25 protein-coding genes and 1 pseudogene are annotated in these 24,975 nt (G+C 62.6%); 6 read left to right on the forward strand and 20 right to left on the reverse strand.

The window, feature by feature from the left end:
* Positions 1 to 39 precede the first annotated feature (39 nt).
* From lpxB to FJ942_RS20810, 13 genes are all read right to left on the reverse strand, one after another.
* A complete protein-coding gene (gene lpxB / locus FJ942_RS20750; RefSeq protein WP_140898790.1) occupies positions 40 to 1,218 on the reverse strand; it encodes a lipid-A-disaccharide synthase in 1,179 nt (392 codons plus the stop codon).
* Positions 1,211 to 2,125, reverse strand: a complete 915-nt coding sequence (locus FJ942_RS20755; RefSeq protein ID WP_140898792.1) for an LpxI family protein — start codon at positions 2,123 to 2,125, stop codon at positions 1,211 to 1,213. Before FJ942_RS20755 ends, lpxB begins: the two co-directional genes overlap by 8 nt.
* Positions 2,097 to 2,930, reverse strand: a complete 834-nt coding sequence (gene lpxA / locus FJ942_RS20760) for an acyl-ACP--UDP-N-acetylglucosamine O-acyltransferase (RefSeq protein ID WP_140498684.1) — start codon at positions 2,928 to 2,930, stop codon at positions 2,097 to 2,099. The genes FJ942_RS20755 and lpxA overlap by 29 nt, the downstream gene beginning before the upstream one ends.
* Positions 2,931 to 2,943: 13 nt before the next feature.
* Positions 2,944 to 3,408 (reverse strand): 3-hydroxyacyl-ACP dehydratase FabZ, encoded by a 465-nt coding sequence (gene fabZ, locus FJ942_RS20765; protein WP_140498686.1) that lies wholly within the window; start codon positions 3,406 to 3,408, stop codon positions 2,944 to 2,946.
* The gene (gene lpxD / locus FJ942_RS20770) at positions 3,401 to 4,459 is read right to left on the reverse strand and encodes a UDP-3-O-(3-hydroxymyristoyl)glucosamine N-acyltransferase (protein ID WP_140525234.1); all 1,059 of its coding nucleotides are present in this window, start codon (positions 4,457 to 4,459) and stop codon (positions 3,401 to 3,403) included. Before lpxD ends, fabZ begins: the two co-directional genes overlap by 8 nt.
* A 76-nt stretch (positions 4,460 to 4,535) precedes the next feature.
* A complete protein-coding gene (gene bamA, locus FJ942_RS20775; RefSeq protein ID WP_140898794.1) occupies positions 4,536 to 6,908 on the reverse strand; it encodes an outer membrane protein assembly factor BamA in 2,373 nt (790 codons plus the stop codon).
* Positions 6,909 to 7,125: 217 nt separating this feature from the next.
* Positions 7,126 to 8,268, reverse strand: coding sequence for an RIP metalloprotease RseP (gene rseP, locus FJ942_RS20780; RefSeq protein ID WP_140525236.1), 1,143 nt, complete (start codon positions 8,266 to 8,268; stop codon positions 7,126 to 7,128).
* A gap of 100 nt (positions 8,269 to 8,368) precedes the next feature.
* Positions 8,369 to 9,184 carry a phosphatidate cytidylyltransferase gene (locus tag FJ942_RS20785; RefSeq protein ID WP_140898796.1) on the reverse strand — a complete coding sequence of 272 codons (816 nt, stop codon included), beginning with the start codon at positions 9,182 to 9,184 and terminating at the stop codon, positions 8,369 to 8,371.
* Positions 9,181 to 9,915 (reverse strand): isoprenyl transferase, encoded by a 735-nt coding sequence (locus tag FJ942_RS20790; protein ID WP_140515355.1) that lies wholly within the window; start codon positions 9,913 to 9,915, stop codon positions 9,181 to 9,183. The genes FJ942_RS20785 and FJ942_RS20790 overlap by 4 nt, the downstream gene beginning before the upstream one ends.
* A gap of 33 nt (positions 9,916 to 9,948) precedes the next feature.
* Complete coding sequence (gene frr / locus FJ942_RS20795; protein ID WP_140498698.1) at positions 9,949 to 10,503, reverse strand: ribosome recycling factor; 555 nt, start codon at positions 10,501 to 10,503, stop codon at positions 9,949 to 9,951.
* A 110-nt stretch (positions 10,504 to 10,613) separates the two neighbouring features.
* A complete protein-coding gene (gene pyrH / locus FJ942_RS20800) occupies positions 10,614 to 11,336 on the reverse strand; it encodes a UMP kinase (protein WP_140498986.1) in 723 nt (240 codons plus the stop codon).
* Between the two features lie 147 nt (positions 11,337 to 11,483).
* Positions 11,484 to 12,593 (reverse strand): aldo/keto reductase, encoded by a 1,110-nt coding sequence (locus FJ942_RS20805; protein WP_140898798.1) that lies wholly within the window; start codon positions 12,591 to 12,593, stop codon positions 11,484 to 11,486.
* Between the two features lie 37 nt (positions 12,594 to 12,630).
* The gene (locus FJ942_RS20810; protein WP_140898799.1) at positions 12,631 to 13,158 is read right to left on the reverse strand and encodes a nuclear transport factor 2 family protein; all 528 of its coding nucleotides are present in this window, start codon (positions 13,156 to 13,158) and stop codon (positions 12,631 to 12,633) included.
* 111 nt (positions 13,159 to 13,269) lie between these two features.
* Here FJ942_RS20810 and FJ942_RS20815 point away from each other — a divergent pair, with 111 nt between their 5' ends.
* Positions 13,270 to 14,196, forward strand: a complete 927-nt coding sequence (locus tag FJ942_RS20815) for a LysR family transcriptional regulator (RefSeq protein WP_140898800.1) — start codon at positions 13,270 to 13,272, stop codon at positions 14,194 to 14,196.
* A 27-nt stretch (positions 14,197 to 14,223) separates the two neighbouring features.
* Here the strand turns inward: FJ942_RS20815 and tsf are convergent, their stop codons facing one another.
* From tsf to FJ942_RS20835, 4 genes are all read right to left on the reverse strand, one after another.
* Positions 14,224 to 15,144, reverse strand: a complete 921-nt coding sequence (gene tsf, locus FJ942_RS20820) for a translation elongation factor Ts (protein ID WP_140498706.1) — start codon at positions 15,142 to 15,144, stop codon at positions 14,224 to 14,226.
* Positions 15,145 to 15,251: 107 nt separating this feature from the next.
* Positions 15,252 to 16,034, reverse strand: coding sequence for a 30S ribosomal protein S2 (rpsB, locus tag FJ942_RS20825; RefSeq protein WP_140498708.1), 783 nt, complete (start codon positions 16,032 to 16,034; stop codon positions 15,252 to 15,254).
* A 202-nt stretch (positions 16,035 to 16,236) separates the two neighbouring features.
* On the reverse strand, positions 16,237 to 16,515 hold the full coding sequence (locus FJ942_RS20830) for a DUF4031 domain-containing protein (RefSeq protein WP_140557707.1): 279 nt from the start codon (positions 16,513 to 16,515) through the stop codon (positions 16,237 to 16,239).
* A 166-nt stretch (positions 16,516 to 16,681) separates the two neighbouring features.
* A complete protein-coding gene (locus tag FJ942_RS20835) occupies positions 16,682 to 17,509 on the reverse strand; it encodes a cell envelope integrity EipB family protein (RefSeq protein WP_140898802.1) in 828 nt (275 codons plus the stop codon).
* A 138-nt stretch (positions 17,510 to 17,647) separates the two neighbouring features.
* Here FJ942_RS20835 and FJ942_RS20840 point away from each other — a divergent pair, with 138 nt between their 5' ends.
* The 4 genes from FJ942_RS20840 to FJ942_RS20855 all read left to right on the forward strand — a co-directional run bounded on the left by FJ942_RS20840 (position 17,648) and on the right by FJ942_RS20855 (position 20,715).
* Positions 17,648 to 18,112, forward strand: coding sequence for a RidA family protein (locus tag FJ942_RS20840; RefSeq protein WP_140898804.1), 465 nt, complete (start codon positions 17,648 to 17,650; stop codon positions 18,110 to 18,112).
* An 11-nt stretch (positions 18,113 to 18,123) separates the two neighbouring features.
* A complete protein-coding gene (locus FJ942_RS20845) occupies positions 18,124 to 18,852 on the forward strand; it encodes a glycerophosphodiester phosphodiesterase (protein WP_140515351.1) in 729 nt (242 codons plus the stop codon).
* A gap of 55 nt (positions 18,853 to 18,907) precedes the next feature.
* Positions 18,908 to 20,122 carry a GNAT family N-acetyltransferase gene (locus FJ942_RS20850; protein WP_140898806.1) on the forward strand — a complete coding sequence of 405 codons (1,215 nt, stop codon included), beginning with the start codon at positions 18,908 to 18,910 and terminating at the stop codon, positions 20,120 to 20,122.
* A gap of 158 nt (positions 20,123 to 20,280) precedes the next feature.
* Positions 20,281 to 20,715, forward strand: coding sequence for an HIT family protein (locus FJ942_RS20855; protein ID WP_140560942.1), 435 nt, complete (start codon positions 20,281 to 20,283; stop codon positions 20,713 to 20,715).
* Between the two features lie 187 nt (positions 20,716 to 20,902).
* Here the strand turns inward: FJ942_RS20855 and FJ942_RS20865 are convergent, their stop codons facing one another.
* On the reverse strand, positions 20,903 to 21,544 hold the full coding sequence (locus FJ942_RS20865) for a chloramphenicol phosphotransferase (protein WP_140564518.1): 642 nt from the start codon (positions 21,542 to 21,544) through the stop codon (positions 20,903 to 20,905).
* A gap of 18 nt (positions 21,545 to 21,562) precedes the next feature.
* Between FJ942_RS20865 and FJ942_RS28925 the strand changes: the two are divergent.
* A pseudogene (locus FJ942_RS28925) lies at positions 21,563 to 21,943 on the forward strand (DUF3313 domain-containing protein); the annotation flags it as partial.
* Positions 21,944 to 22,002: 59 nt separating this feature from the next.
* Here the strand turns inward: FJ942_RS28925 and clpA are convergent.
* Positions 22,003 to 24,471: an ATP-dependent Clp protease ATP-binding subunit ClpA gene (gene clpA / locus FJ942_RS20875; RefSeq protein WP_140515345.1), complete on the reverse strand. Its 2,469-nt coding sequence runs from the start codon at positions 24,469 to 24,471 to the stop codon at positions 22,003 to 22,005.
* A 6-nt stretch (positions 24,472 to 24,477) separates the two neighbouring features.
* Complete coding sequence (clpS, locus tag FJ942_RS20880; protein ID WP_027051901.1) at positions 24,478 to 24,807, reverse strand: ATP-dependent Clp protease adapter ClpS; 330 nt, start codon at positions 24,805 to 24,807, stop codon at positions 24,478 to 24,480.
* Positions 24,808 to 24,975: the final 168 nt, after the last annotated feature.

The raw sequence follows: 24,975 nt of genomic DNA on the forward strand, positions 1-24,975 counted from the left end.
AGGGAAAGAGCGGTAATCCTACTCACTACTCACTACTCACTACTCACTACTCACTCTCTTGATATACCCCATCACCACCTGCGCGGCGATGTCGCCTGACGGCTTGGCGGTTGTCATGCGCCGCGCGATCTCGGCGAACCCGTCCTTCTGCCATCTGCGCATGCCTGTGTCGGCGAACAGCGCTTCGAGTTGGCGGGCCAGATTGTTCGGCTTGACATACTCGTTGTAGAATTCCGGGATCAGCGCCCGATCCGATATCAGATTGGGTAGCAGCGCCGACCAGACCGAAACGAGATATGGCGCCACGATGCGCGCAACAGGGTCAAGCCGGTAGCAGGAGATCATCGGCACATCGGACAGCGCCAGTTCAAGCGAAACCGTGCCGGACGCGATCAGCGCCGCGTCAGCCTTGCCGAAGGCCTGCCACTTTCGCTCAGCGTCGAGGATGATCTCGGGCTTCTCGTCCCAGCGAGCGACCGCCGAGCGCACGACATCGGCGACATGCGGCACGGTCGGCAACATCAGCCGCAGGCGATGCCCGCGTGCACGCAGCATCGACACGGTCTCCCCAAACGGCTCGAGCAGCCGCCGCACTTCGCTGCGTCGCGAGCCGGGCAGGACGAGCAGCGTCTTCAGGCGATCCGGCGAAAGATCCCGCGGTTGGGCCTGCGTCCTGGCTGCCGAGAGCACGCCCGCGTCATGGGTGAGGCGATGTCCGACATAGGTCCCTGGCGGTCCGCCGAGCCTGCCGAGCTCCTTCACCTCGAACGGCAGGATGCAGAGGATGTGGTCGACATAGGGCTTCATCGCCACCGCCCTGCCCGGCCGCCATGCCCAGACGCTGGGACAGACATAGTGGATGATCGGGATGGTGGGGTTGGCCGCGCGCACTTTCCTGGCCACGCGCAGGGAAAAATCGGGACTGTCGATGGTTATGAGGCAGTCGGGCTTCGCATCCGCGACCGTCCTGGCCAGCTGACTGATCCGCCGCATCAGCCGCGGCAGGTCACTCAGGATGGCGCTGAAGCCCATGAGCGCGATCTCGCCGGCGTCGAACGGCGAGACCAGCCCGAGCGCCTGCAGATGGCGGCCGCCGAGACCGACGAGCTGCACCTCGCGCCCCATCGACTGCTTGATCGAACGCACGATGTCGGCGCCAAGCAGGTCGCCGGATTCCTCGCCGGCCACGATTGCGATCTTCAGCGCCTTGTCAGCCATGCGCCGGCTCCGCCGCTGGCAGGCCGACGATGAACAGACCGAGCGCATTCGCCCGCGACAGCGTCGCCGGCCCCTCCAGGATGAGAGAGCGCCCCGCTTCGACGGCAATGCCGGCAAGCCCCGCCGCATGGGCTGCTTCCACCGTCTGCGGCCCGATCGACGGCAGGTCGGCCCGCAGCTCCTGGCCGGGTTTGGCGCATTTGACCAGCACTCCGCGGGTCTTTCCGGCAAGCCTGCCATGGCCGCGCAGCGCGCGCGCTCTTTCGAGCAGGCCGCTCGTGCCTTCGATGCCTTCCAGCGCGATGGCCCGGCCTCCGATCGCAATCGCCGCCTGCCCGATATCAAGCGCGCCGATGGCCTTGGCGGCCAGCCTGGCCGCCTCGATGTCGCGCCAGTCCGATTGCTTTGGTTTCGCAGCGGTCAGCGTGCCTTCGCCGGCGGCCAGTTCGGGAACGACTTCATGCGCGCCGACCACTTTGATGCCCCGCTTCTCCAGGCCGCGTGTCACCACCTTCAAAAGTCCGTCATCGCCGCGCGCCAGCGCCATGATCACCGACGGCACGATCGCCAGCAAGCCGAGGCTAGGACGGATGTCGGTCAGCCGGGGCCTGCGTCTGATTTCGCCGGCAAGGACCACATGAGTGATGCCGTGGCGCTTCAGCGTCGCCACCAGTGAACCGATCTGCTCGAGGGCGAGGCTGTCGTGTTCGTATCGGAGCAACTCCTGCCGGCGGTCGGCCTCACCTTCCATCAAGAGGATGAAGGGCGGGTAGCCATGCGCGGCCAGGCCTTGCGCGACTTCCACCGGCAGACTGCCACCGCCGGCGACGATGCCGACCCTGGCCCCCGGCGAGAGAACGAAATCCGCTGCCGCCGCCTCAGTCTTCGTCATCGCCGTCATCGCCATCGCTCCCCTTGAGCGATGGCACAGCATAGTGCCGCTTGCCGCGACTGGAGATGAAATCGATGATCTTCATGGCGGTCGGTGACGTGGCGAATTCCGCCTTGGCGAATTCGATGTTCTCGCCAACGGTGCGCGAGCGGTCGAATATTGTCTTATAGACCCTGCGCAGCAGATAGATCTCGGATCTTGGCAGACCGGAGCGCTTGAGCCCGATGATGTTGAGGCCGCGCAGGCTGGCCCGATTTCCCGCCGCCATGGCATAGGGAATGACATCACCCACAAAAGCCGAGCACCCGCCAAGAAAAGCGTTGTCGCCTACCCGCACGAATTGATGAACGGCGCTGAGACCGCCGATATAGACGTTGTCGCCGATTTCGCAGTGTCCGCCCAGCGTCGCGCCGTTGGCGAAGGTGGCGTTCTTGCCGACGACGCAGTCATGGGCGATGTGGGCGTAGGCGAGAAAATTGCCATTGTCGCCGACCGTCGTTTCGCCGCGGCTGGTATCGGTGCCGACATGCATGGTGACGCCTTCGCGGATCGTGCAGTTCTCGCCGATGACGAGCGTGGTGCGGCCGCCCTTGTGCTTGGTGTTCTGCGGCGGTCCGCCCAGTATCGCCATCGGATAGACCTTGGTCGACGCGCCGATCGTCGTTGCGCCTATCACCGAGACGTGGCTGACCAGTTCGACGCCGTCGCCGATCACGGCATCTGCGCCGACATAACAGAGCGGTCCTATGCGGACGCCTTGGCCGATTTGTGCGCCTTCCTCCACGACGGAGGAAGGATGGATGGATGTCTTGATTTTCATAAGCATTCGATTGTCAGTCGCCGGTGACCATCATGGCTGAAATCTCGGCTTCGGCGGCCTTGTTGCCGTCGACCAGGGCTTCACAGGCGAATTTGAGCAGGTTGCCGCGCTTCTTGATTTTCTTGACATGGATCTTCAACTGATCGCCGGGAACGACCGGTTTGCGGAACTTGGCGTTGTCGATGGTCAGGAAATAGACCAGCGACGGCTTTTCAGTGCGAAGACTGCGGATGCAGATGGCCCCGGCAGTCTGTGCCATCGCCTCGACGATGAGCACGCCCGGCATGACCGGCTGCTCGGGGAAGTGACCCTGAAAATGCGGCTCGTTTATGGTCACGTTCTTGATGCCGGTAGCGGATTCGTCGCCATCGATGTCGACGATGCGGTCGATCATCAAAAACGGATAGCGGTGCGGCAGGAGCTTCATCAGCCCCAATATGTCGACTGCTTCCAGCGTCGTCCCGGTGATGTCAGCCATTGCTCCCCTCGCCCTGTTTGCGGGTCCTGGCGAGCTTGCGCAGCATGGCTATCTCGCGCATGGCTTCCGCCATCGGCTGTGCCGGATAGCCGCCCCAGATCTCGCCCGCGGGCACATTGCTCATGAATCCGCTTCTCGCGGCAAGCTTCGCGCCCGACCCGATGGTCAGGTGATCCGCAAGCCCGACGCCGCCGCCCATGGTGACATTGTCGCCCACCACGACGGAACCGGAGATACCCGAAAGTCCGGCCACGATGCAGTTGCGACCGATGCGGACGTTATGCGCGATCTGCACGAGATTGTCGATCTTGGTGCCCTGGCCGATGATCGTGTCGGACATGGCGCCGCGGTCGACGGTGGAATTGGAACCGATCTCGACATCGTCCTGGATGATGACGCGGCCGATCTGCGGAACACGTTCCGGCCCCTTGGCGCCGGCAACGAAGCCAAAGCCGTCCTGGCCGATCCGGGCGCCGCCATGGATGATGACGCGGTTGCCGATCAAGGCATACTGGACGCTGGCGCCCGGGCCGATATAGCCGTCACGCCCGATCTGGCAGGAACGGCCGACGACGGCGTGAGGCGCGATGACGGTGCCGGCGCCTATGGACACCGCAGGACCGATCACCGCGCCGGCTTCGACGACAGCACCTTCCTCGACATGTGCGCTCGGATCGATATGGGCATGCGGCGAGATACCGGTTTCACCGGTCATCGGCCCCGGGGTCGCCGCTGTCGGAAACAGCAGTCGTCCGACCAGCGCGAATGCCTGTTGCGGACGGGGATGCACAAGGACGGCGATGGCGGCAGGCGCCTTGCCGGCGAACTCCGCAGGACACAGCACCGCAGCCGCCCGCAGCGACGGCATCAGCGAGGAATTGCGTTTGCCATCGACGAAAACGAGTGCATTCTCGCCGCCTTCGTTGGCCGGCGCCAGCGCGTCGATGAAAACGCCGGACTGGCCGGAATCGACAAGCACCGAGCCGGTCAGATTCGCGACTTCGCCCGCCGTATACCGGCGTGATGGCGCGAAGAACACCGGATCGGTCATTCCAGAAGCTATATCCAGCTAGATCGGAACATTTTCTCCCGGACCTCAACGATCCGGGAGCATCGTCATCCGCCGGTCAGAAGCGGGTCGATATGCCGAAGTTGAATTCCTGCACGTCGTCCCTTGCTTCTTTCTTGACCGGGATCGCATAGTCGATACGGATCGGGCCGAACGGCGAAGCCCACATCAGGCCGACACCGACCGAGGCGCGCCATTTCATGCCCACGGACGATTGGTCAACCAAATCATTGGCAACCTTGCTGCCGTAGAGAGTTGCTGCGTCCGCAAAGACCGCGCCACGCAGGCCGAAGCTTTCTGGAACGACCGGCAGCGGGAATTGAGCCTCTGCCGACGCGTTGAAATAAGTGGTGCCGCCAAGGTGGTCACCCGCACCGTCGCTGTCGACTGGACCGATGCCGCCATAAGCGAAACCGCGGATCATGCGATCGGTGCTCTGGAAGTGATCGAAGATGCGCAGATCGCCGTCGCCGCCGTAGCCTTCGACATGGCCGGCGCCGCCCGAAAGAAGGCCAACCAGGTCGAGCTGCTCGGACAGCGTCTGATAGACGCTGCCGCGTCCCGTCACCTTGACGAACTTTGCATCGCCACCGAGGCCGGCCACTTCCACGGTGGAGGTGGCATAGATACCCTCATGCGGGTTCTTCATGTCGTCGATGGTGTTGTAGACCAGTCCCAGACTGACCGACGACTTGATCCAAGGGCTTTGCTCGATGCCATCCAACACGGCTCTGGAAATGTCGCAGGTGCCGCTGGGATCTACATCGGTGGCATCGCAACCGTCGTCTACCTCATACTTCTCCCGGGAGATATTGTAGGCCAGCTGGGTCGAGATGCTGTCTGTGATCGGCAGGCCGAAGCGCACCGTCGCGCCCACAGTATCGCTGTCGTAGTCGTCGTATTCCCTGGTCCGCTTGTAGATGTCGAAGCCGGCGGCGATACGGCGCCCAAGGAAATACGGCTCGGTGAACGAAAGGCTGTAATCGCGCGAGTTCTTGCCGCCACCCGCCGACACCTTGATGAACTGGCCGCGGCCGAGGAAGTTGCGCTCTGTGATCGATCCTTCGACGGACGGACCGGCGGTGTCGCCACCGGTCGAATAGCCGGCGCCGACAGAGAATTCACCGGTCGACTTTTCGACCACGTCGACCACCAGCACGACCTGGTCCGGCGCCGAACCGGGCACCGTCGAAACCTCGACTTTGTCAAAGTAATTGAGATCTTCCAGCCGCTTCTTCGCGCGCTGGATCAACACTTGGTTGAACGCATCGCCTTCGCTGACGTCGAACTCGCGGCGGATGACATAGTCGCGCGTGCGGTCATTGCCGCGGATCTCGATGCGCTCGACATAGGCCTTGGTGCCCTGGTCGATGGTGTAGACCACCGAAATCGTATGATTCTCGAAATTGCGGTCGCCACGCGGCGTGACCTGCGCGAAGGCGTAGCCGGAGCCGGCCACCTTCTCAGTCAGGGCAATGATGGTGTCCTCGACGTTCTTGGCGTTGTAGACGTCGCCCTTGTGGGTCTCGACCACCGATTCCAGCGCCTTCGAGTCGACTTCCGGAATCGTGCTTTCGACGCTGATGTCGCCGAACGTATAACGCTCGCCTTCCTGGACGGTTATGGTGACCGTGTACTTGTTGGTCGCGTTGTCGAGTTCGCCGACAGCGGACACGACCTGGAAGTCGGCATAGCCGTGATTGTAGTAGAAGCGCCGCAGCAGCTCCTGGTCGGCGCGCAGCTTGTCGTCGTCATAGACGTCGTCGCGCAGGATGAACGAAACCCAGGACGAGCGCTTGGTCGTGATCACATCTGACAGGCGGCGGCTCGAATAAGCGCTGTTGCCGACGAAATTGATCGCCGCGATCTGCGTGCGATCACCTTCATTGACATGGAAGACCACGTTCACGCGGTTGTCGCCGAGCTGCATGACCTCGGTGGTCACGGCGGCATCGTCACGGCCGATACGTCTGTAGGCGGCCTTGACCGACTCTACATCGGCGTCGAGCGCCGCCTGCGAGAACGTGCCGCGCGGCTTCAACTGCACGGCAGCCGCAAGCGCGTTGTCCTTGAGCTTCTTGTTGCCCTGGAACAACACCTGGTTGACGACCTGGTACTCGGAAACCTTGACCACCAACGTCGAACCGACCTGATTGATCTGCACATCCGAGAACAACCCGGTTCCGAACAGCGCCTTGACCGCGCTGTCGATGTCGGAGCTGGAGAAGGATTTGCCCGGCTTGATGGTGATGTAATTGCGGATGGTATCGGCGTCGACACGTTGGTTGCCGCTCACCTCCACCCTGCTGACGACAGCGGCTTCGGCCGCCGATGTGGCAACGAACTGCACTGCGAGCGCACCTGGCACGACCAAAGCCGCGGACAGGGCTGCCGCGGAAGCGGCGCTCAAAAACTTGGATGCTGCCTTCATCGGGCTTAATAACCTTTTCTCGTAGTCCCCACGGCGAGAAAACCGGACGTGCGGTAATTTCCCGTACCGTATTAACCGGATTTTCCCTACACGCAAGGCTTCTGGTTAATTTGTATTTACTTAACCCTGGTGCGTGGCTTTCGCGTCACTCATATCCCCGTGCATGGTAAACGGCGTCTCAACATCGACCATGCCGACGCCAAATTTCTTCATGATTTCAGCATCCAAACAGATCGTTCCAGAATACGAAACCCATGAAGCCCAAAACCAGAAGCAGACCGGCCCGATAGGCCATTTCCATCATCCGTTCCGACACCGGCCGGCGGATGACGGCCTCCACCCCGTAGAACAGGAGATGGCCGCCGTCGAGGGGGGGAATCGGCAAAAGATTGAGGATGCCGATGCCCACGGACAGCAGCGCAACGAGCTGCACGAGCCATTCGAAGCCGAGCTTCGCCGCCTTGCCGGCCATGTCCGCGATCTTCACCGGGCCGCCGAGCTGGCACTTGTCCTCGCGCCCGACGACGAAGCGCTGCAGGAACTGGCCGGTGCGCTGGATGACGTGCCCGGTTTCCTCCACCGCCGCGGTCAACGCGCCGGCGGGGCTGTAGGTGATCAGCCTGGGCTGGCCGAGTTCCTGGTTGTTGACGACGCCGATCACGGCCACCTTGACCTTGTTGCCGAGCGCGTCCTGCTGCTCCATCAGCTGCGGCGTGGCGGTCACGGTCACTTCCTTGCCGTCGCGCAGCATGACGAAGGTGATGCTGTCGCCGGCCCGGCCCGAAACCAGGCGTTGAACGTCACCGAAGGTTTCGATCTTGCTGCCGTCGACGCTGACGAATCGGTCGCCGGGCAGGATGCCGGCTTTCGCCGCCGGGCTGCCGGCGGTCACCTCGGCCACCATGGGTTCCGCGACATAGCGGCCATAGGCTGAAAACAGCACCGAAAAGACGACGATCGTCAGCAGGAAATTGAACAGCGGCCCGGCCACCACCGTCGCCGCCCGCTTCCAGATCGGCTGGGTGTGAAAGGCGACCTTGCGTTCCTCGTCGGTCAGCGTTTCGATCTCTTCCGTCGACGGCTGGCTGGAGGTGGCGTTCATGTCGCCGACGAATTTGACATAGCCGCCAAGCGGTATGGCGCAGAGCTTCCAGCGCGTGCCGTGCCGGTCGTTGAAGCCGAAGAGTTCCGGGCCGAAACCGATCGAAAAGGCCCTGACGCCGATGCCGCACCAGCGACCAACGAGATAGTGGCCCATCTCGTGGACGAACACGACCACGGTCAGCACGAACAGGAAGGGCACGAGCGTGCCGAGAAGGAAGCCTTCCATGCCGAAGATCGCGTGAAGAATCTCGTTCAACTCAAATCCTCAGTTCTTCCGCGACACCGTTGCGCCGCGACTGTGACATCAATCCAGGCGAATCCAAGGCGCGCCCGCATCGATCGTGGAACGATGCCGTTCAAATGGGAAACAGCCCCTGTGCCGGCTGATCGGCGCCCGCCGAAATCCAGCCGATGACGTATAGGGCGAAAGCCGCCGCGACAAGCCCGTCGACACGGTCCATGACGCCGCCATGGCCCGGAATGAGCGCGCCCGAATCCTTGCGGCCGTGGCGGCGCTTGACCCAGGATTCCAGGAGGTCGCCAGCCTGGGAGACGATTGAAAGCGCGAGCGCGACGAGACCGAGCATTGGCAGGTTGCCCGCACCGGCGGCGACGGCCAGGATGAGCCCCGCAACGACCCCGCCCACGGCGCCGCCGAGCGCGCCACTTCGCGTCTTGCCGGGAGAGATGGACGGCGCCAGCCTCGGGCCACCGACGGCCCGGCCGACGAAATAGGCAAAGATGTCGGTCGCCCAGACCACCGCGAACAGGAACAGGATGGCGACGAGGCCGGAATGGTCGCCGTCACGCAGAAGCGCAAGGGAAAGACCCGAGACGGCTGCATAGGCAAGGCCGGAGGCATCCCACTGCCCGGCCCCGCGCAGTTGGGCGGCGATGGCCGTGACGGCGACCAGTGCAGCCACCAGAAGCAGCAGCCACAAGGCAGGCAGGCCGGTGATCAGGGCGCCGAGAAACACCAGCAGCAGCACTTCCGGCAAAAAACCGAGCCCGGTCGTCCCGGAAGGGCGAGACATGCGCGTCCATTCGTAGAAGATCACCGCCGAAATCGCGGCTGAAAGCAGCCGGAACGGCAGGCCGCCGAACCAGGTCAGGCCAAGCGTCGCGATGGCAAGCACGACCGCCGAAAGAACGCGAAGCTGGAGATTGCTCATCCCGCGGCCGGCCGCGAAGCGACATCTTGCGGATCCAGCCCGCCAAAACGGCGTTCGCGCCCGGCGAACTCGCGCAAGGCCTCGGCTAGATGCTCTCGGCTGAAATCGGGCCAATAGCAGGGCAGGAACACAAGCTCGCTATAGGCAGCCTGCCACAGAAGAAAATTGGAAAGGCGAAGCTCACCGCTGGTGCGTATGACCAGTTCGGGATCGGGAATGCCTTGCGTGTCGAGGCAGCCGGCAAAGGATTCGGCGGTGATCGCCTCGCTGTCGAGCTCGCCGCGCGCAACGGCCGAGGCAAGCTTGCGCGCCGTGCGCACGATCTCGTCGCGTCCGCCGTAGTTGAAGGCGATGATCAGCGTCAGCGCCTCGTTGGCCGAGGTCAGCGCTTCGGCTTCTTCGAGCAGGAGCCTGATATCGGGCTGCAGCCCTGCCCTGTCACCGATGATCCTCACGCGCACGCCGCTGCGGTGCAGTTCGGCGAGATCGCGACGGATGAACAGCTTCAACAGACCCATCAGGTCGCTGACTTCGGATTTCGGCCGCGACCAGTTTTCCGAAGAGAAGGCATAGACAGTCAGGTAGGAAATGCCGAGATCGGGCGCGGCGCGCACCGTCTTGCGCAGTGCTTCTACGCCCGCGCGATGGCCGGCGAGCCGCGGCATGCCGCGCGCCTTGGCCCAGCGTCCGTTTCCATCCATGATGATCGCGACATGCGCGGGCGTTGCCATGATCTCGCTTTCGGGCCAGCCGCCGGCCAGACCCTAAACCTGCATGATTTCAGCTTCCTTGTCGGAAAGCAGGTGGTCGATGGTGCTGATCGTTTCGTCGGTAAGCTTCTGGACCTGGTCGGAGCGCTTGCGCTGATCGTCCTCGCTGATGACGCCGTCCTTCTCCGCCTTCTTCAGGAAGTCCATGCCGTCGCGGCGCACATGGCGCGCTGCGACACGGGCGTTCTCGGCGTAGCCATGCGAGATCTTGACGAGTTCCTTACGGCGCTGCTCGTTGAGTTCCGGAAGCGGAATCCTGAGATTGGTGCCGTCCACGATAGGATTGAAGCCCAGATTGGATTCGCGGATGGCGCGATCGACCGCGCCCACCATCGACTTGTCCCAGACCGACACCGAAATCATGCGCGGCTCAGGCACCGTGACATTGGCCACCTGGTTGATCGGCATGCTGGTGCCATAGGCCTGCACCTGGATAGCGTCGAGCAGGTTGCTGGAAGCGCGACCGGTCCGCAGCGAAGCCAGGTCATGCTTGAACGCGGCGATTGCCCCATCCATGCGCCGCTTGAGATCGTCGTACTCACCACTCATCTTAGTCTCCTCGACCCGTCTGACGCGGGTTCACTGCTTTCGGGGCAAGGCCCCGTATTCGAGCCTGATTTCGAAACCGGTTTTCGCCTTTTCCGCGATCAGGCCCCGGATCAATCGTCCGCGACGACCGTGCAGCGGCCGCCGCCCCTTAGAATATCGCCGAAACCACCTTTTTCGTGGATCGAATAGACGATTATCGGAATGTTGTTTTCGCGCGCAAGTGCAATCGCTGCCGTATCCATGATGGAAAGGCCGCGATTTATCACTTCGGCATGGCTGATGCGCTCGAAACGCGTCGCGTTCGGGTCCTTCTTCGGGTCGGCAGAATAGACGCCGTCGACCTGTGTGCCCTTGAACAGCGCGTCGGCGCCGATTTCAGCGGCGCGAAGTGCCGCGGCCGAATCAGTGGTGAAAAACGGATTGCCGGTGCCGCCGGCAAAGATCACCACCTTGCCCTGGTTCATGTAGGCGGTTGCCTGGCGCTGCGAAAAGCTCTCGCAAAGCTCAGGCATGGCGATCGCGGAAAGAACCACCGCATCGACGCCGATCTTGTTCAGCGAGGTGCGCAGCGCCAGCGAATTGATGACGGTGGCGAGCATACCCATATGGTCGCCGGTGACGCGGTCGCCACCCTTGGAGGCAACCGCCACACCGCGAAAGATATTGCCGCCGCCGATGACGACGCCAACCTCGATGCCGAGCGCGCGGGCTTCGGCGATGTCGCCGGCGATGCGGTCGACGACCGAGACGTCGATGCCGAAATGCTGTTCGCCCATCAACGCTTCACCAGACGCTTTCAGCAAGACACGTCGGTAGAGGGGCTTCACCGTCATCTGGTCCTCGAAAATCTCGGCGCGGCAAATCAGGAGGCGAAACTGCCCCGCTTCGCCTGGCGGCGCTGGCATGATGGTTCGACCCGATACACGAAGGGCGCGGCGATGTCACGCCGCGCCCTTGCGCAAAATCCCAGGCTTTTTCGATCAGTTGCTGCTGATGCTGACCGCCTCGCCTTCCACCAGAACCTGCGGCGAATAGCCGGAGGGCTTGTCGCCGGTCACGACACCGCCGGCCACCCTGACCTGGATCTCGGGCCCGAAATAGGAATGCGGGAACGGCGCCGGCATGCTGCTCACCGAATCCAGCTGCTTGCGGAGTTCGGGGGCAATCGAAAAATCCAGCGCCGCGAGGTTGTCCTGCAGTTGCGCGAGCTTGGTCGCGCCCAGGATGACGGTTGCGACGCCGGGCTGCGTCGCCACCCAGTTGAGTGCCACCTGGGCCATGCTGCGGCCGAGTTCGGCGGCCACCTTTTCGAGCTCGGCCACGATCGCCCAATTGCGGTCGCTGAATTTCCGGAAGCTCGGATGCGTGGTGTTGCGGAAACCGTCGAGCCGGCCGGCATTGCCGGCTTGCGTCGGGCGATATTTGCCGCTGAGCAAGCCGCTGGCCAGCGGGCTCCAAACCATGACGCCGGCGCCATGATGCGTGGCGAAAGGCACGAACTCATGCTCGATCGAGCGTTCGGCGAGCGAGTATTCAAGCTGCAAGACCGAGACCGGCTCATAGCCGCGCCATTCGGCGATCGCCTGCGCCCGACCCGCATACCATGCGGGCACGTCGGACAGGCCGACATGGCGTATCTTGCCCGCACGCACCAGGTCGTCCAGCGTGCGCAGCACCTCCTCGGCCGGCGTCAGCCTGTCCCACACATGCATGAGATAGAGGTCGATATAGTCGGTTCCGAGCCGCTTCAGAGAGGCGTCCACGGCGCGCATGATGTTCTTGCGCCCATTGCCGCCGGCATTCGGATTGCCGGGCTCGGTGTTCATCGTGAATTTGGTGGCGATCACCGCTCTGTCGCGTAAGCCGCGCTCGGCGACGAACTCGCCCAGCCATGTTTCGGCGGTGCCGCCGGTATAAAGATCGGCGGTATCGAAGAAATTGCCGCCAGCCTCGACATAGGCGTCGAATATGGCGCGGGCGGTCTCCCTGTCCGCTCCCCAACCCCATTCGGTGCCGAATGTCATCGTACCCAGCGCCAGCCGGCTGACGCGCAGGCCGCTGTTGCCGAGAGTATAGTAATTCATGGTCATGATTTCGCTCCTATGCTGATCCGCCGGATGCCGCCGTTCACTGGCCGGGAGTGGTCTTGACCCAGGGGTTGCCGCGCTCATGCGTCATGCGGAATGTGAAGCCATCCACCTTCCAACCGGCGTCGGAACGGATGAAATGGTGCTCGTATGTGCCCCAGACTTCCCAAAGCGGGTCGCCATTGCCTTCCATCCGGTTCCAAGCATAGCCGTTCGACAGGACGGTCGCCGTGTCCGCTTCGAGAACGACCTGGTGATTGGTGCGCAGATGCAGGCTGGTCTTGCTGCCCTTGAGGTTGCCGGCCCAGGCGCCGATCAGGTCGTCGGAGGCAATGTTGGCCGCCGGCTGTCCGGACAGGCTGCTGAAATCTGCGGTAACCCGATCCGCGAAATAGCTGCGGGCAAGCTTCCAGTCCTGCGCGTCGACGGCGCGGTCGATGGCATCGGCGATGCGGATGACCGCGCGCTCGTCGGCAAGCGCCTGCCACTCCGCCGGTTCGGCTCCCCCGGCATCGATCGGCGCCAGCGCCAGTCCCGCGGCGAAGGTCACATGTTTCAAAGCGTTCATGTCTCGTCTCCTGGAAATCAGCCCGCCCGCTGTATCGGGGACAATGTGGATCAATGCGCCGCCATCGATAAGATTGCATTGTTCGCAAAGACTATGCGATATCATTCATGAATGGACCGGGACCTGCTTACCCACCTGCCCGTCATCGTTGCCGTGGCGCGACGGGGCGGCTTCGCGCTTGCCGCGGCCGAGCTCGGCATGAGCCCGTCGGGGGTCAGCCATGCTGTGCGGCTGGTGGAAGAGCGCATCGGCCAGCCGCTGTTTGCGCGCACGACGCGCAGCGTCTCGCTGACCGAAGCCGGCAAGGCACTGGTGGAGACAACGGGCCCTGCCCTCCAGGACATCGCGGAGCGGATGGATCGCATCCGCGGCGTCAGGGGGCGGCCTTCCGGCCTGCTCAGGATCAATGCCTCCAACATCGCGATCCCTTTGGCGGTGACGCCTGTGATCGCAGCCATGGCCGATCGCTATCCGGATGTGACGGTCGAGGTTTTCGCCGATCAAGCCCTGGTCGATATCGTCGGGGAAGGTTTTGACGCCGGCATTAGGCTGGGCGAGATGATCGCGCAGGACATGACCGCCATACGGCTGACGCAGCCCTTCAAGGCCGTGCTCGTCGCCTCGCCGGACTATATCGGAAGGCACGGCCGTCCCTGCGACGTGGCCGACCTCGCGAACCATAATTGCATAGGCTACAGGCTTCTCCGCTCCGGCGCGCTCTATCGCTGGGATCTGAACGACAATGGCAAGGAGGTCGTCGTCGAGACGCGTGGCACGGCCGTCGTGACCGATTCGCTGGCGGCGATCGATCTTGCGCTTGCAGGGGTCGGGCTCGCCTATGTGTTCGAGCCGCTTGTACGCGCCGATCTTGCCGCAGGACGCCTCGTCCAGGTCCTGCCAAAGACGGCAATCGAGGAGCCCGGCCTTTTCCTTTACTTTCCGCGCCGGGCGTCGATGGCGCCGAAGCTGAGGGCCTTCATCGACGCCGCACAAGAAATCGGCCGGGCATCCATGCGGACACCCGGCCGAGTTGCCTGAGCCGTTTAGCCTTACTTGTTCTTCGGGCTATTTCTTGACCGCCGCCGCGACTTCCGCCGCGAAATCGGTCGCTTCCTTCTCGATGCCTTCGCCGAGCGCGAAACGCAGATAGGCCGAGATCTTGGCCGGAGCGCCGATCTCCTTCTCGGCATCCTTCAGCGCCTTCTCGACGGTAATGTCGGGATTGAGCACGAAGGCCTGCTTCAGAAGCACGACTTCCTCGTAGAACTTGCGCAGCCGACCCTCGACCATCTTCTCGATGATCGCCTCCGGCTTGCCGGACTGGCGCGCCTGGTCGGCGAAGATCGCCTTCTCGCGCTCGACTGCCGCGGGATCGAGTTCCTCGGTGGTCAGCGCCATCGGGTTGGTGGCGGCGACATGCATGGCGACCTGGCGGGCGAATGCATTGGCCGCGTGCTCGTTGCCCGTGGTCTCGATAGCGACCAGGACGCCCAGCTTGCCAAGGCCGTCGGCAACCGCGTTGTGAACATAGGTCGCGACGGCGCCGTGCGGAACGGTGAGCTTGGCCGAACGGCGGAAGCCCATGTTCTCGCCGATGGTACCGACGGCGTCCTTGATGGTGTCGGTGACCGACTTGTCCGAACCCGGGTACTTCGCGGCAGCCACGGCCTCGCTCGTGCCATAGGCCAGCGCCACCTTGGCGACGTTGGCGACGATCTCCTGGAAGGCGGCGTTGCGGGCTACGAAGTCGGTCTCGGAATTGACCTCGACGACCGCGGCCTCGCGCACGCCGGAATCGACGCCGATCAGGCCCTCGGCCGCGGTGCGGCCTGCCTTCTTGTCGGCCTTGGAGATACCCTTCTTGCGCAGCCAGTCGACGGCTTCTTCCATGTTGCCGTTGGTCTCGTTCAACGCCGCCTTGCAGTCCATCATGCCCGCGCCGGTCAAGTCGCGGAGTTCTTTGACCTGTGCAGCCGAAATGCTCATTGTCGCCTCTTTGTTCAAATGCGCCGACGCACCATCGAATCTCGACGGTGCGTCCGTTTAACGCGTCAAAATATTAGAAAGATGAAGGCCGTGACCGGCCCTCGCTATCACGCTTCCGGAGTTTCCGCCGCCGGAGTTTCGCCGAGCACCGGCTCGACCGGAGCTTCCACCGAAGCGCCGATGTCGACACCCAGCGCGCCCTGCTGGCGGGCGATGCCGTCGATGGCAGCCTTCGCGATGAGGTCGCAATAGAGCTGGATGGCGCGCGCGGCGTCGTCATTGCCGGGGATCGGGAAGTCGATCTTGTCCGGATCGCAGTTCGAGTCGATGATGGCGACGACCGGAATGCCAAGGCGCTTGGCCTCGAGGATGGCGATCGCTTCCTTGTTGGTGTCGATCACGAACATCAGGTCGGGCGTCGAGCCCATGTCCTTGATGCCGCCGAGAGCCTTGTCGAGCTTCTCGCGCTCGCGGTCGAGATTGAGACGCTCCTTCTTGGTCAACCCTTGCGCCTCGCCGGCCAGCATCTCGTCGAGCTTGCGCAGGCGCTGGATCGAGTTCGAGATCGTCTTCCAGTTGGTCAGCATGCCGCCCAGCCAACGCGAGTTGACATAGTACTGGGCCGAACGCTGCGCGGCATCGGCGACGATGTCGGACGCCTGGCGCTTGGTGCCGACGAACAGCACGCGGCCGCCCTTGGCGACGGTGTCGGAAACCTGCTTCAGCGCCTGGTGCAGCAACGGCACCGTTTGGCTGAGGTCGATGATGTGGATGTTGTTGCGGGCGCCGTAGATATAGGGCGCCATCTTCGGGTTCCAGCGGTGGGTCTGGTGGCCGAAGTGAATGCCAGCTTCCAAAAGCTGGCGCATGCTGAAATCAGGCAGAGCCATTCTCATTTTCCTTTCCGGTTAGCCTCCACGGACACAGGCATTTTCGGACGAAGTCCTCGATGCCACCGGAGGTTTCAGCCGGATTTCTCCCGGGCAGACACCAAAGTCCGTGTGTGGAATGAGCGCGCATATAGAGGGGAAGTGCTCCAAACGCAAGCGCAACGACGCATTGCGGCGCGCCTGCGGCGATCCGCGCGTGCCCTCAACGCTTTATCTTACCCTTTGGCACCCTCACCCGCCGGAAGATCGCGACGATCTCTTCACGATTGCACTCGATGGCACCGAGCCGCACCGCGCGGTCGCGCTCGAAACCGGTTATGTCATAATGCGGCGCCGATGTCTTCGGCGGCCCCTGGTAGGATGAGCGCTTGATGCCGAGTTGCGCGGCGAAACGATGCAGTTCATCGGTGTCGTCGGCCATCAGATGGCACCAGCGATGGCCAACCCATTTCCAGATCGCCGCGTCGACATAGACCGCCATGAGGCTCGCCGCATTCCTTCTTCCGCCGACCGGTACCGGCGACGAGCGATGATAGAAGGGATTCGCACAGAAGATGAAGCGGCCGGCGGCCTCGAGAAGATGAGAAGCCGCCGCGGCGCTTTCAAGCCGTGGACCGCGACGGCGCTGCGTCGAGGCAAGTCGAAGCTTATTTCGTCGGGCAGGCCTTCGTCTGGTCGAACAGCGACAGATTGACCAGCTTGCCGGTCATGGAGAAATCGCCATAGTCCATGGTGAGATCGCGGGTGATGCCGTTCTCGTGCAGCTTGAAGCTGATCCGGTATTCCGGGGTCTCTTCTCCGTTCTTGGCACTGTCGTCGAAATAGGCGATGTCGACCGGCCAGTATTTGTCGGTGGCGAGCTTGGCCAGCGCCGGCGCTTCCGGATCGGCCTTGTCGGCTTCGGTCCTCTTGCCGACAACGACGGTGGTGGACATCACCTTGTTGGCGTCCTCGGAACCGTCGAACAGATTGGTTTGATAGAAGTTCTCACCCTTCTCGGCCTTGTCTATCAATTCGACCAGATGCTGGGTCGGAAACTGGGTGGCGGCAAGTTCCAGGCTGCTCTTCTCGGGCTTGTCGATGTCGACCTTCAGCCCTTGCGTTTCCTTCGTGGCGACACCCTTGACCTCCTTGTCGAGGTTCTGGTCGACGAAGGATTTGGTCACGAACGAGAAGGTCTTGCCTTCGGCGTCTTCGAACGTCGTCGTCTGCTGGTCGGTCAGCTTGGTGTTGTCGCTGGTGGCAATCTGGGTGACAAAGCGGAATTTCACCGTATAGCCTTCGCAGGCCGAGCCGTTGAATTCATAGACCATGCGGCCGGTAATGCCGGTGATCCCGGAGCGGTCGTCCGCCTTCTTGAGCGTAAGGTCGTAAACGGCGCGATGCGCCTGCAGCGCCGGCACGGCGAAAGCGGGACCTATCGAAAAGACCGCCGACAACAGGACGGCATGGAATACAAGGCGCGTTGCGCGCATGAGAGGCTCCGATCGTCGCGGCTGATGGCAGGCCGCAGGGAAAGATGGTCCAGCTTAAAAAAAGTCGTGGCGGAAGCGAGGCAAAAATAGCAATTTCGGCCCGGCTGACGCGGCGCCTTCCAGCAATAGGGAAAAGCAATGAGTGAAACAATCGAAAAGCGGCTAAACGACCTCGGGGTCACCATTCCCGCGGCCGCGGCGCCTGCCGCCAACTACGTGCCGCATTGCAGGACCGGAAACCTGCTTTTCACCGCCGGACAATTGCCGCTCAAGGACGGCAAGCTGCAGGCGAGCGGACTGCTTGGCCTGGACGTCGACACAGCAACCGGCAAGGAAGCGGCAAAATACTGCGCGATCAACATTCTGGCGCAGGCCAAGGCGGCACTTGGCGATCTCGAGAAGATACGCCGGCTCGTCAAGATCACCGTCTTCGTCGCCTCGGCGCCGGATTTCCTCGAGCAGCATCTGGTCGCAAACGGCGCCTCCGATTTCCTGGTGGCGGCGCTCGGCGAGCGCGGCAAGCATGCCCGTTCCGCCGTCGGCACGGCTTCGCTGCCGCTTAATGCCGCGGTGGAAATCGAAGCGATCTTCGAAGTCGAGTGAGCGAGCCTGACATGACCGACCTTTCCTGGCTGATTGCCCGGCCTGTCGCCCATCGCGGCTTTCACGACATGAACAAGACGCGCTGGGAAAACACCCTCTCCGCCTTTGCCGCCGCGGCCGAACGCGGCTATGCCATCGAATGCGACGTGCACCTGTCGTCGGACGGAGTTCCCGTCATTATCCATGATGGCGACTTGCAGCGGCTGACTGGGCACGACGGTTTCGTCTGGCAGCGCACGGCGGCCGAACTGGCAGCGCTCAAGGTCGGCGGCACGTCTGATCATGTGCCGACGCTGCGCGAGGCGCTCGATCTGATCGACGGGCGGGTGCCGCTGGTGGTCGAACTGAAAGGCGTGGCTGGATACGACAATGGCCTTGTGGCGAGCGTCGGTAGGCTGCTCAAGCGCTACAAAGGCAAGGTGGCGATCATGTCGTTCGACCACTGGCTGATCCGCGATTTCGCCAGGGATGCGCCGGGCATCCCGGCTGGATTGACCGCCTATGGCAAGGACGACAGGCTGATCGAAGCGCATTTCGCCATGCTGGCGCATCAGATCGCCTTCACCTCCTACGCAGCGGGCGACCTGCCGAATCCATTCGTCAGCTTTGTCCGTGAACGGCTCAAAATGCCGGTCATCACCTGGACGGTGCATGACCAGCCGGCGGTCGATCTTACATTCAAATATGCGGACCAGATGACGTTCGAAGGGTTCGAGCCCGATCTGGTCAAGGTCGCTTGATATGGGTGCCTAGAACGTGACTTGTAGCGGTCCGGATGGAGCTTAAATAAGCCTCATGGATCAGGGCGACGACGGCGACGGGCAAACGGTTGATGCGGAGTATGCGATCCGCATTGCGGCGGGCATCGGCGCCTTCACCTGCGAAGAGTGGGACGGTTTCGCCGGGACCACGCGCAGTGATGCCGAAAACGGTTATAACCCCCTCGTTTCATATGCTTTCCTGAGCGCACTCGAGGATTCCGGCTGCGCCGTGCGGCGCACTGGCTGGCAAGGTCATCATCTCAGGCTGGAGAATGGTCAAGGCACGCTGCTCGGCGCGGTCCCTTGCTATCTCAAGTCACACAGCCAGGGCGAATATGTGTTCGATCACGGCTGGTCGGATGCCTTCGAGCGCGCCGGCGGCCGTTATTATCCCAAGCTGCAATGCTCGGTACCGTTCACGCCGGTCACCGGCCCTCGCCTGCTGGTGAGCAGGGGCCAGCATTCCGGCACCGTCAAGGCCGGGCTCGCCGCGGGATTGAAGGCAGTGGCGGAAAAGCTCGGCGTCTCTTCCGCGCATGTCACCTTCGCGCAGGAGAGCGACGTGGACGTGCTGGAGGCGGCGGGCTTCCTGCATCGCACCGACCAGCAGTTCCACTTCGTCAACGAGGGCTTCTCGACCTATAACGATTTCCTCGCCACGCTGGCCTCCCGCAAGCGCAAGGCCATGAAGAAGGAGCGCCGCGAGGCGCTTGCCGACGGCATCTCCATCGACTGGCTTACCGGCAAGGACCTTACAGAACGGGCCTGGGACGATTTCTTCGCCTTCTACATGGACACCGGCAGCCGCAAATGGGGCCGGCCCTATCTGAACCGGGAATTCTTCTCGCTGATCGGCGAGCGCATGGCCGAGGACATCCTGCTGGTGATGGCCAGGCGCAACGGCCGCTACATTGCCGGCGCTATCAACTTCATCGGCTCCGATGCGCTCTACGGCCGCAACTGGGGCTGCATCGAGGATCATCCGTTCCTGCATTTCGAGGTCTGCTATCACCAGGCCATCGACTTCGCCATCGAACGCAAGCTGAAGGTGGTCGAGGCGGGCGCACAGGGCGAACACAAGCTGGCGCGAGGCTACCGGCCGGTGATCATGCATTCCGCGCATTACATCGCCCATCCCGGCCTGCGCAACGCCGTCGCCGACTATCTCAGGCGCGAACGGCGCGAGGTGGAACGCATGAGCGAATATCTCGAAGAACACACGCCATTCCGCAAGGATCTGGAGGAGTAGGCCATCCCGCGGGGCAGGAGCATATGTCAGGTTCGGCATCCCTTGGGTTGGCAGTGCACGCCTGTCGAGATCGGCTTCATCGATCTCGCCTGATCGTCTTGCCGCTCACGAGAGGCTTCGCTACACCAATCAGCGAGGCACAATCCGGAGCGTTCGCCATGGCCGAAACCGCCTATGACACCGACAACATCTTTGCCAAGATCCTGCGCGGTGAAATTCCCTCGCACCGCGTCTACGAGGACGAAGCGGTCGTTGCCTTCATGGATGTGATGCCACAGGGGCCAGGCCATACGCTGGTGGTGCCGAAGACGCCTTCGCGCAATCTGCTCGACGCCGATCCGGCAACGTTCGGCCCGCTTTTCACAGTCGTGCAGAAGGTGGCGCTCGCCGTCCGCGAGGCATTCAAGGCCGATGGCGTCACCGTGATGCAGTTCAACGAGCCGGCTTCCGGGCAGACCGTCTATCACCTTCACGTCCACGTCATTCCGCGCTTCGAAGGCATCGCGCTGAAGCCGCATACGGGCCAGATGGAGAAACCCGAGGTGCTGGCCGAGAATGCCGGCCGGATAAAGGCGGCCATGCCGCTATCCTGACGCCTGGCTTTCAGCTGCCCCCATTGCGGCCGTCTGGGGAAGTTGCGCATCGAAAACGATGAACCCGAGCCGCCAGCATATCAGCGTGATCGCCATTCCGCCGAGCACATCAATCAGATTATGCCCGCCGTAGATGAGGAGCGGGCCGCGCGGCTGAGATTCATTCTCATCGCCGCTGAGCGCGCGATCAGGACAGCTTGTTTGCGGAGAACGCCAAAAGCCTCTCAAACGCCGTCGGAGGCTCTACATTTTGCCTGAGCCGCCCGCGGATCGCATCCGCACATTGTGCCGGCGTCAGCAGCGATGTGTCCACTTCCAGATCATACACGCCAGGCCGGTGTACCTCCTCCTGCCACAGACGCACCGCCAACGGTACAGGGTCGTCAGGCGATCCCGTCACATATCCCCTCCCCGCCGGACTGTCGGCGCGCCTCTGCATGATGATTTCGATCGGGCAGCGGACACCGACAAACAGAACCGGCAGGCCTGCGAGGCGCTGGGCGCAATCGACAAGGCAATCAAGGGGTCGCGAATAGCTGTCGTGATGACCGAGATCGGCCACGACATTCAACCCCACTCGGCTGTGGGCGGCGATCGATTCGTAGAGCGCGGCGTAGAACCTCGGCACGAGACCCTCGATATCCGGGCGCTCGCCGCCGGGCCGCAAACCTATCCCCGGGCGACAGCGCAGCGGCGTGACCTGCTCATAGGTGTCGACCCCCAGGTTCATCCATGGGCCCTCGAAGCTCTCCTGAACTGCCTGGACGATGCTCGATTTCCCCGATCGCGGTGCGCCGTTGAGGATGATGATCTGGCCTGGTTCAGACATAAAATTCCCCATCTCATGGAGGCACTTGACCGGAACGGCATCCAACGCGCTGCCATGGTCTGGTCCCGTGGAGCGAACTCCTTCACCAACGAGGCCATGGTCTCAGAAATCGGAGATGCGTACAGTCTGGGCGCTACTTTCGGAAACGACTTTTCGCGCATGCTCGTCACCGGCAAGGCGCCGTCGGGATTGCATATCTCGATACCGTCAGGCCAACGCATAAAATCGTTCCTCGGCGGCAAGCCGAAATACGCGGCCTGCGAGGTCTTTGGCCGCGCGCCCGGCCTGTTCGGCATGGTCGGCGCCAACGTGGGAGCACCACCGTCCTGGACGGACAAATCAGCCAAAACCCGCCCAACGCCGCTTGCTGTCCAGGGGCCGACAGCAGCGCTTCAGTGATCGTCGCTTTGTGCCAATGAAAAAGCCCCGTCTCCGGGGCTTTTTCGAGGGAGTGACTATCAGCTCTTGCGCGGCAGTTGCGGCACCAGGCTGCGCTTGCCGCCGTCCTTGCCCTTGGGCTCGGGCTTCTGCGCGACGGCCTTCTTGACCGCCGGCTTCTTGGCCACTGCCTTGCGCTGCTTGGGGGTGTCTTCCGGTTCTTCCTTCTTGGGCTTCACCGGTGCCTCGTCGGCGAGCGATTCGAGCTTCAGGCCGGTCTCGCCGGTTTCCTTCTTCTCGACGCTGACGCGCACCGTGCCGCCCTTCTTGAGCTTGCCGAACAGCACTTCGTCTGCCAGCGGCTTCTTGATGTGCTCCTGGATGACGCGGCCGAGCGGACGCGCACCCATGCGCTCGTCATAGCCCTTGTCGGCGAGCCAGGCGATCGCATCCGGCGACAGGTCGAAGGTGACGCCACGCTCGGAGAGCTGGGCCTCCAGCTGCATGACGAACTTCTGCACCACCTGATGGATAACCGGCACCGGCAGCGAGCCGAACGGGATGATCGCATCGAGACGGTTGCGGAACTCCGGCGTGAACAGCCGGTTGATCGCCTCGACATCGTCGCCTTCGCGCTTGGTCGACCCGAAACCGATCGCCGCGCGCTGCGCATCCGACGCGCCCGCATTGGTGGTCATGATCAGGATCACATTGCGGAAGTCGATCTGCTTGCCGTTGTGGTCGGTCAGCTTGCCATGGTCCATCACCTGCAACAGGATGTTGAACAGGTCCGGATGCGCCTTCTCGACTTCGTCCAGCAGCAGCACGCAATGCGGATGCTGGTCGACGCCGTCGGTCAAAAGGCCGCCCTGATCGAAACCGACATAGCCGGGAGGCGCGCCGATCAACCGAGAGACCGTGTGGCGTTCCATATATTCCGACATGTCGAAACGGATCAGCTCGACGCCGAGCGAAGCGGCCAATTGCTTGGCGACTTCGGTCTTGCCGACGCCGGTCGGACCCGAGAACAGATAGGAGCCGATCGGCTTCTCCGGTTCGCGCAGGCCGGCACGCGCCAGCTTGATCGCCGAGGTCAGCGCGGTGATCGCGGTGTCCTGGCCGTAGACGACGCGCTTCAGCTCGATGTCGAGACCCTGCAGCACCTTCTCGTCATCGGCCGAAACAGTCTTCGGCGGGATCCGCGCCATGGTGGCGATCGTCGCTTCGATCTCCTTGATGCCGATGGTCTTCTTGCGCTTGGCCTCCGGCACCAGCATCTGCGAGGCGCCGGTCTCGTCGATCACGTCGATCGCCTTGTCCGGCAGCTTGCGGTCGTTGATGTAGCGCGCCGACAGCTCAACCGAAGCCTTGATGGCTTCCGTCGTGTAGCGGACCTTGTGGAACTCCTCGAAATAGGGCTTCAGGCCCTTCATGATCTCGATGGCGTCCTCGATGGTCGGCTCGTTGACGTCGATCTTCTGGAAGCGACGTACGAGCGCGCGGTCCTTCTCGAAGAACTGGCGGAACTCCTTGTAGGTGGTCGAACCGATGCAGCGGATCGCACCCGAAGACAGTGCCGGCTTCAACAGGTTCGACGCATCCATGGCGCCGCCCGACGTCGCGCCGGCGCCAATGACGGTGTGGATCTCGTCGATGAACAGCACAGCGCCCGGATAATCCTCGAGCTCCTTGACGACCTGCTTCAGTCGCTCCTCGAAATCGCCGCGATAGCGCGTGCCGGCCAAAAGCGTGCCCATGTCGAGCGCGAAGATGGTGGCGTTGTGCAAGACTTCCGGAACATCACCCTCGACGATGCGCTTGGCGAGGCCCTCGGCGATCGCCGTCTTGCCGACGCCGGGATCGCCGACATAAAGCGGATTGTTCTTGGAACGGCGGCACAGCACCTGGATGGTGCGGTTGATCTCGGACTCGCGCCCGATCAGCGGATCGATCTTGCCGGCCTTGGCCTTGTTGTTGAGATTGACGCAATAAGCGGTCAGCGCGTCCTGCTGCTGCTTCTTCTTGCCGCCTTCCTCTTGCGGCTCGGCGCCGTTCGCGCCACCCTGCTCGTCATCGGCGCCGCGCGGCGAACGCGTCTCCGACGCGCCCGGACGTTTGGCGATGCCGTGCGAGATGTAGTTGACCGCGTCGTAACGGGTCATCTGCTGTTCCTGCAGGAAATAGGCGGCATGGCTCTCGCGCTCGGCGAAGATGGCGACGAGCACGTTGGCGCCGGAGACCTCTTCGCGGCCGGACGACTGCACATGGATCACCGCACGCTGAATGACGCGCTGGAAGCCGGCGGTCGGCTTGGAATCCTCGTCATAGCCGGTAACCAGATTGTCGAGCTCGGTGTCGATATAGGTGAGAACAGTGTGCTTCAACTCGTCGAGATCGACATTGCAGGCGCGCATGACGGCGGCCGCCTCGGTGTCGTCGATCAGGGCGAGCAGCAGATGTTCAAGGGTTGCATATTCATGGTGCCGCTCGTTGGCGAGCGTCAGCGCTTGGTGAAGCGCCTTTTCCAGGCCTTGGGAGAAAGCCGGCATGTTACCTCACTTCTTCTCCATCACGCATTGCAGCGGATGCTGATTTTGTCGGGCGAAATCCATGACCTGGGACACTTTGGTCTCGGCCACCTCGAATGTATAGACCCCGCACTCGCCCACTCCATGATTGTGAACATGAAGCATGATGCGTGTGGCGGCTTCGCGGTCCTTCTGGAAAAAACGTTCCAGCACGTGAACCACGAACTCCATCGGTGTGTAGTCGTCGTTCAGGATGAGGACCCGATAGAGGCTGGGTTTCTTGGTCTTGGTCTTTGTGCGCGTGATGACCGCCGTGCCGCGGCCGGCCTCATTGCCGTCGCCGCTGCCGTTCTGCATCCGTGCCCTGGTGGCAGTCAAACCGATCGTCACGTAATCCTGCCTCTTTCGAATCCTCATGCGAGTTCGACATGTAGGTGTTCGATGGACGATTTTAAGCCCTTCTGGTTAGCTGACAATATGGCTAGGTGCCCAACTTGGCGGATTTTCGCAATCGTGAAGGCGAGC

This window comes from Mesorhizobium sp. B2-4-2, from assembly GCF_006442845.1.
In the GTDB taxonomy this organism is placed as follows: Bacteria; Pseudomonadota; Alphaproteobacteria; order Rhizobiales; family Rhizobiaceae; genus Mesorhizobium.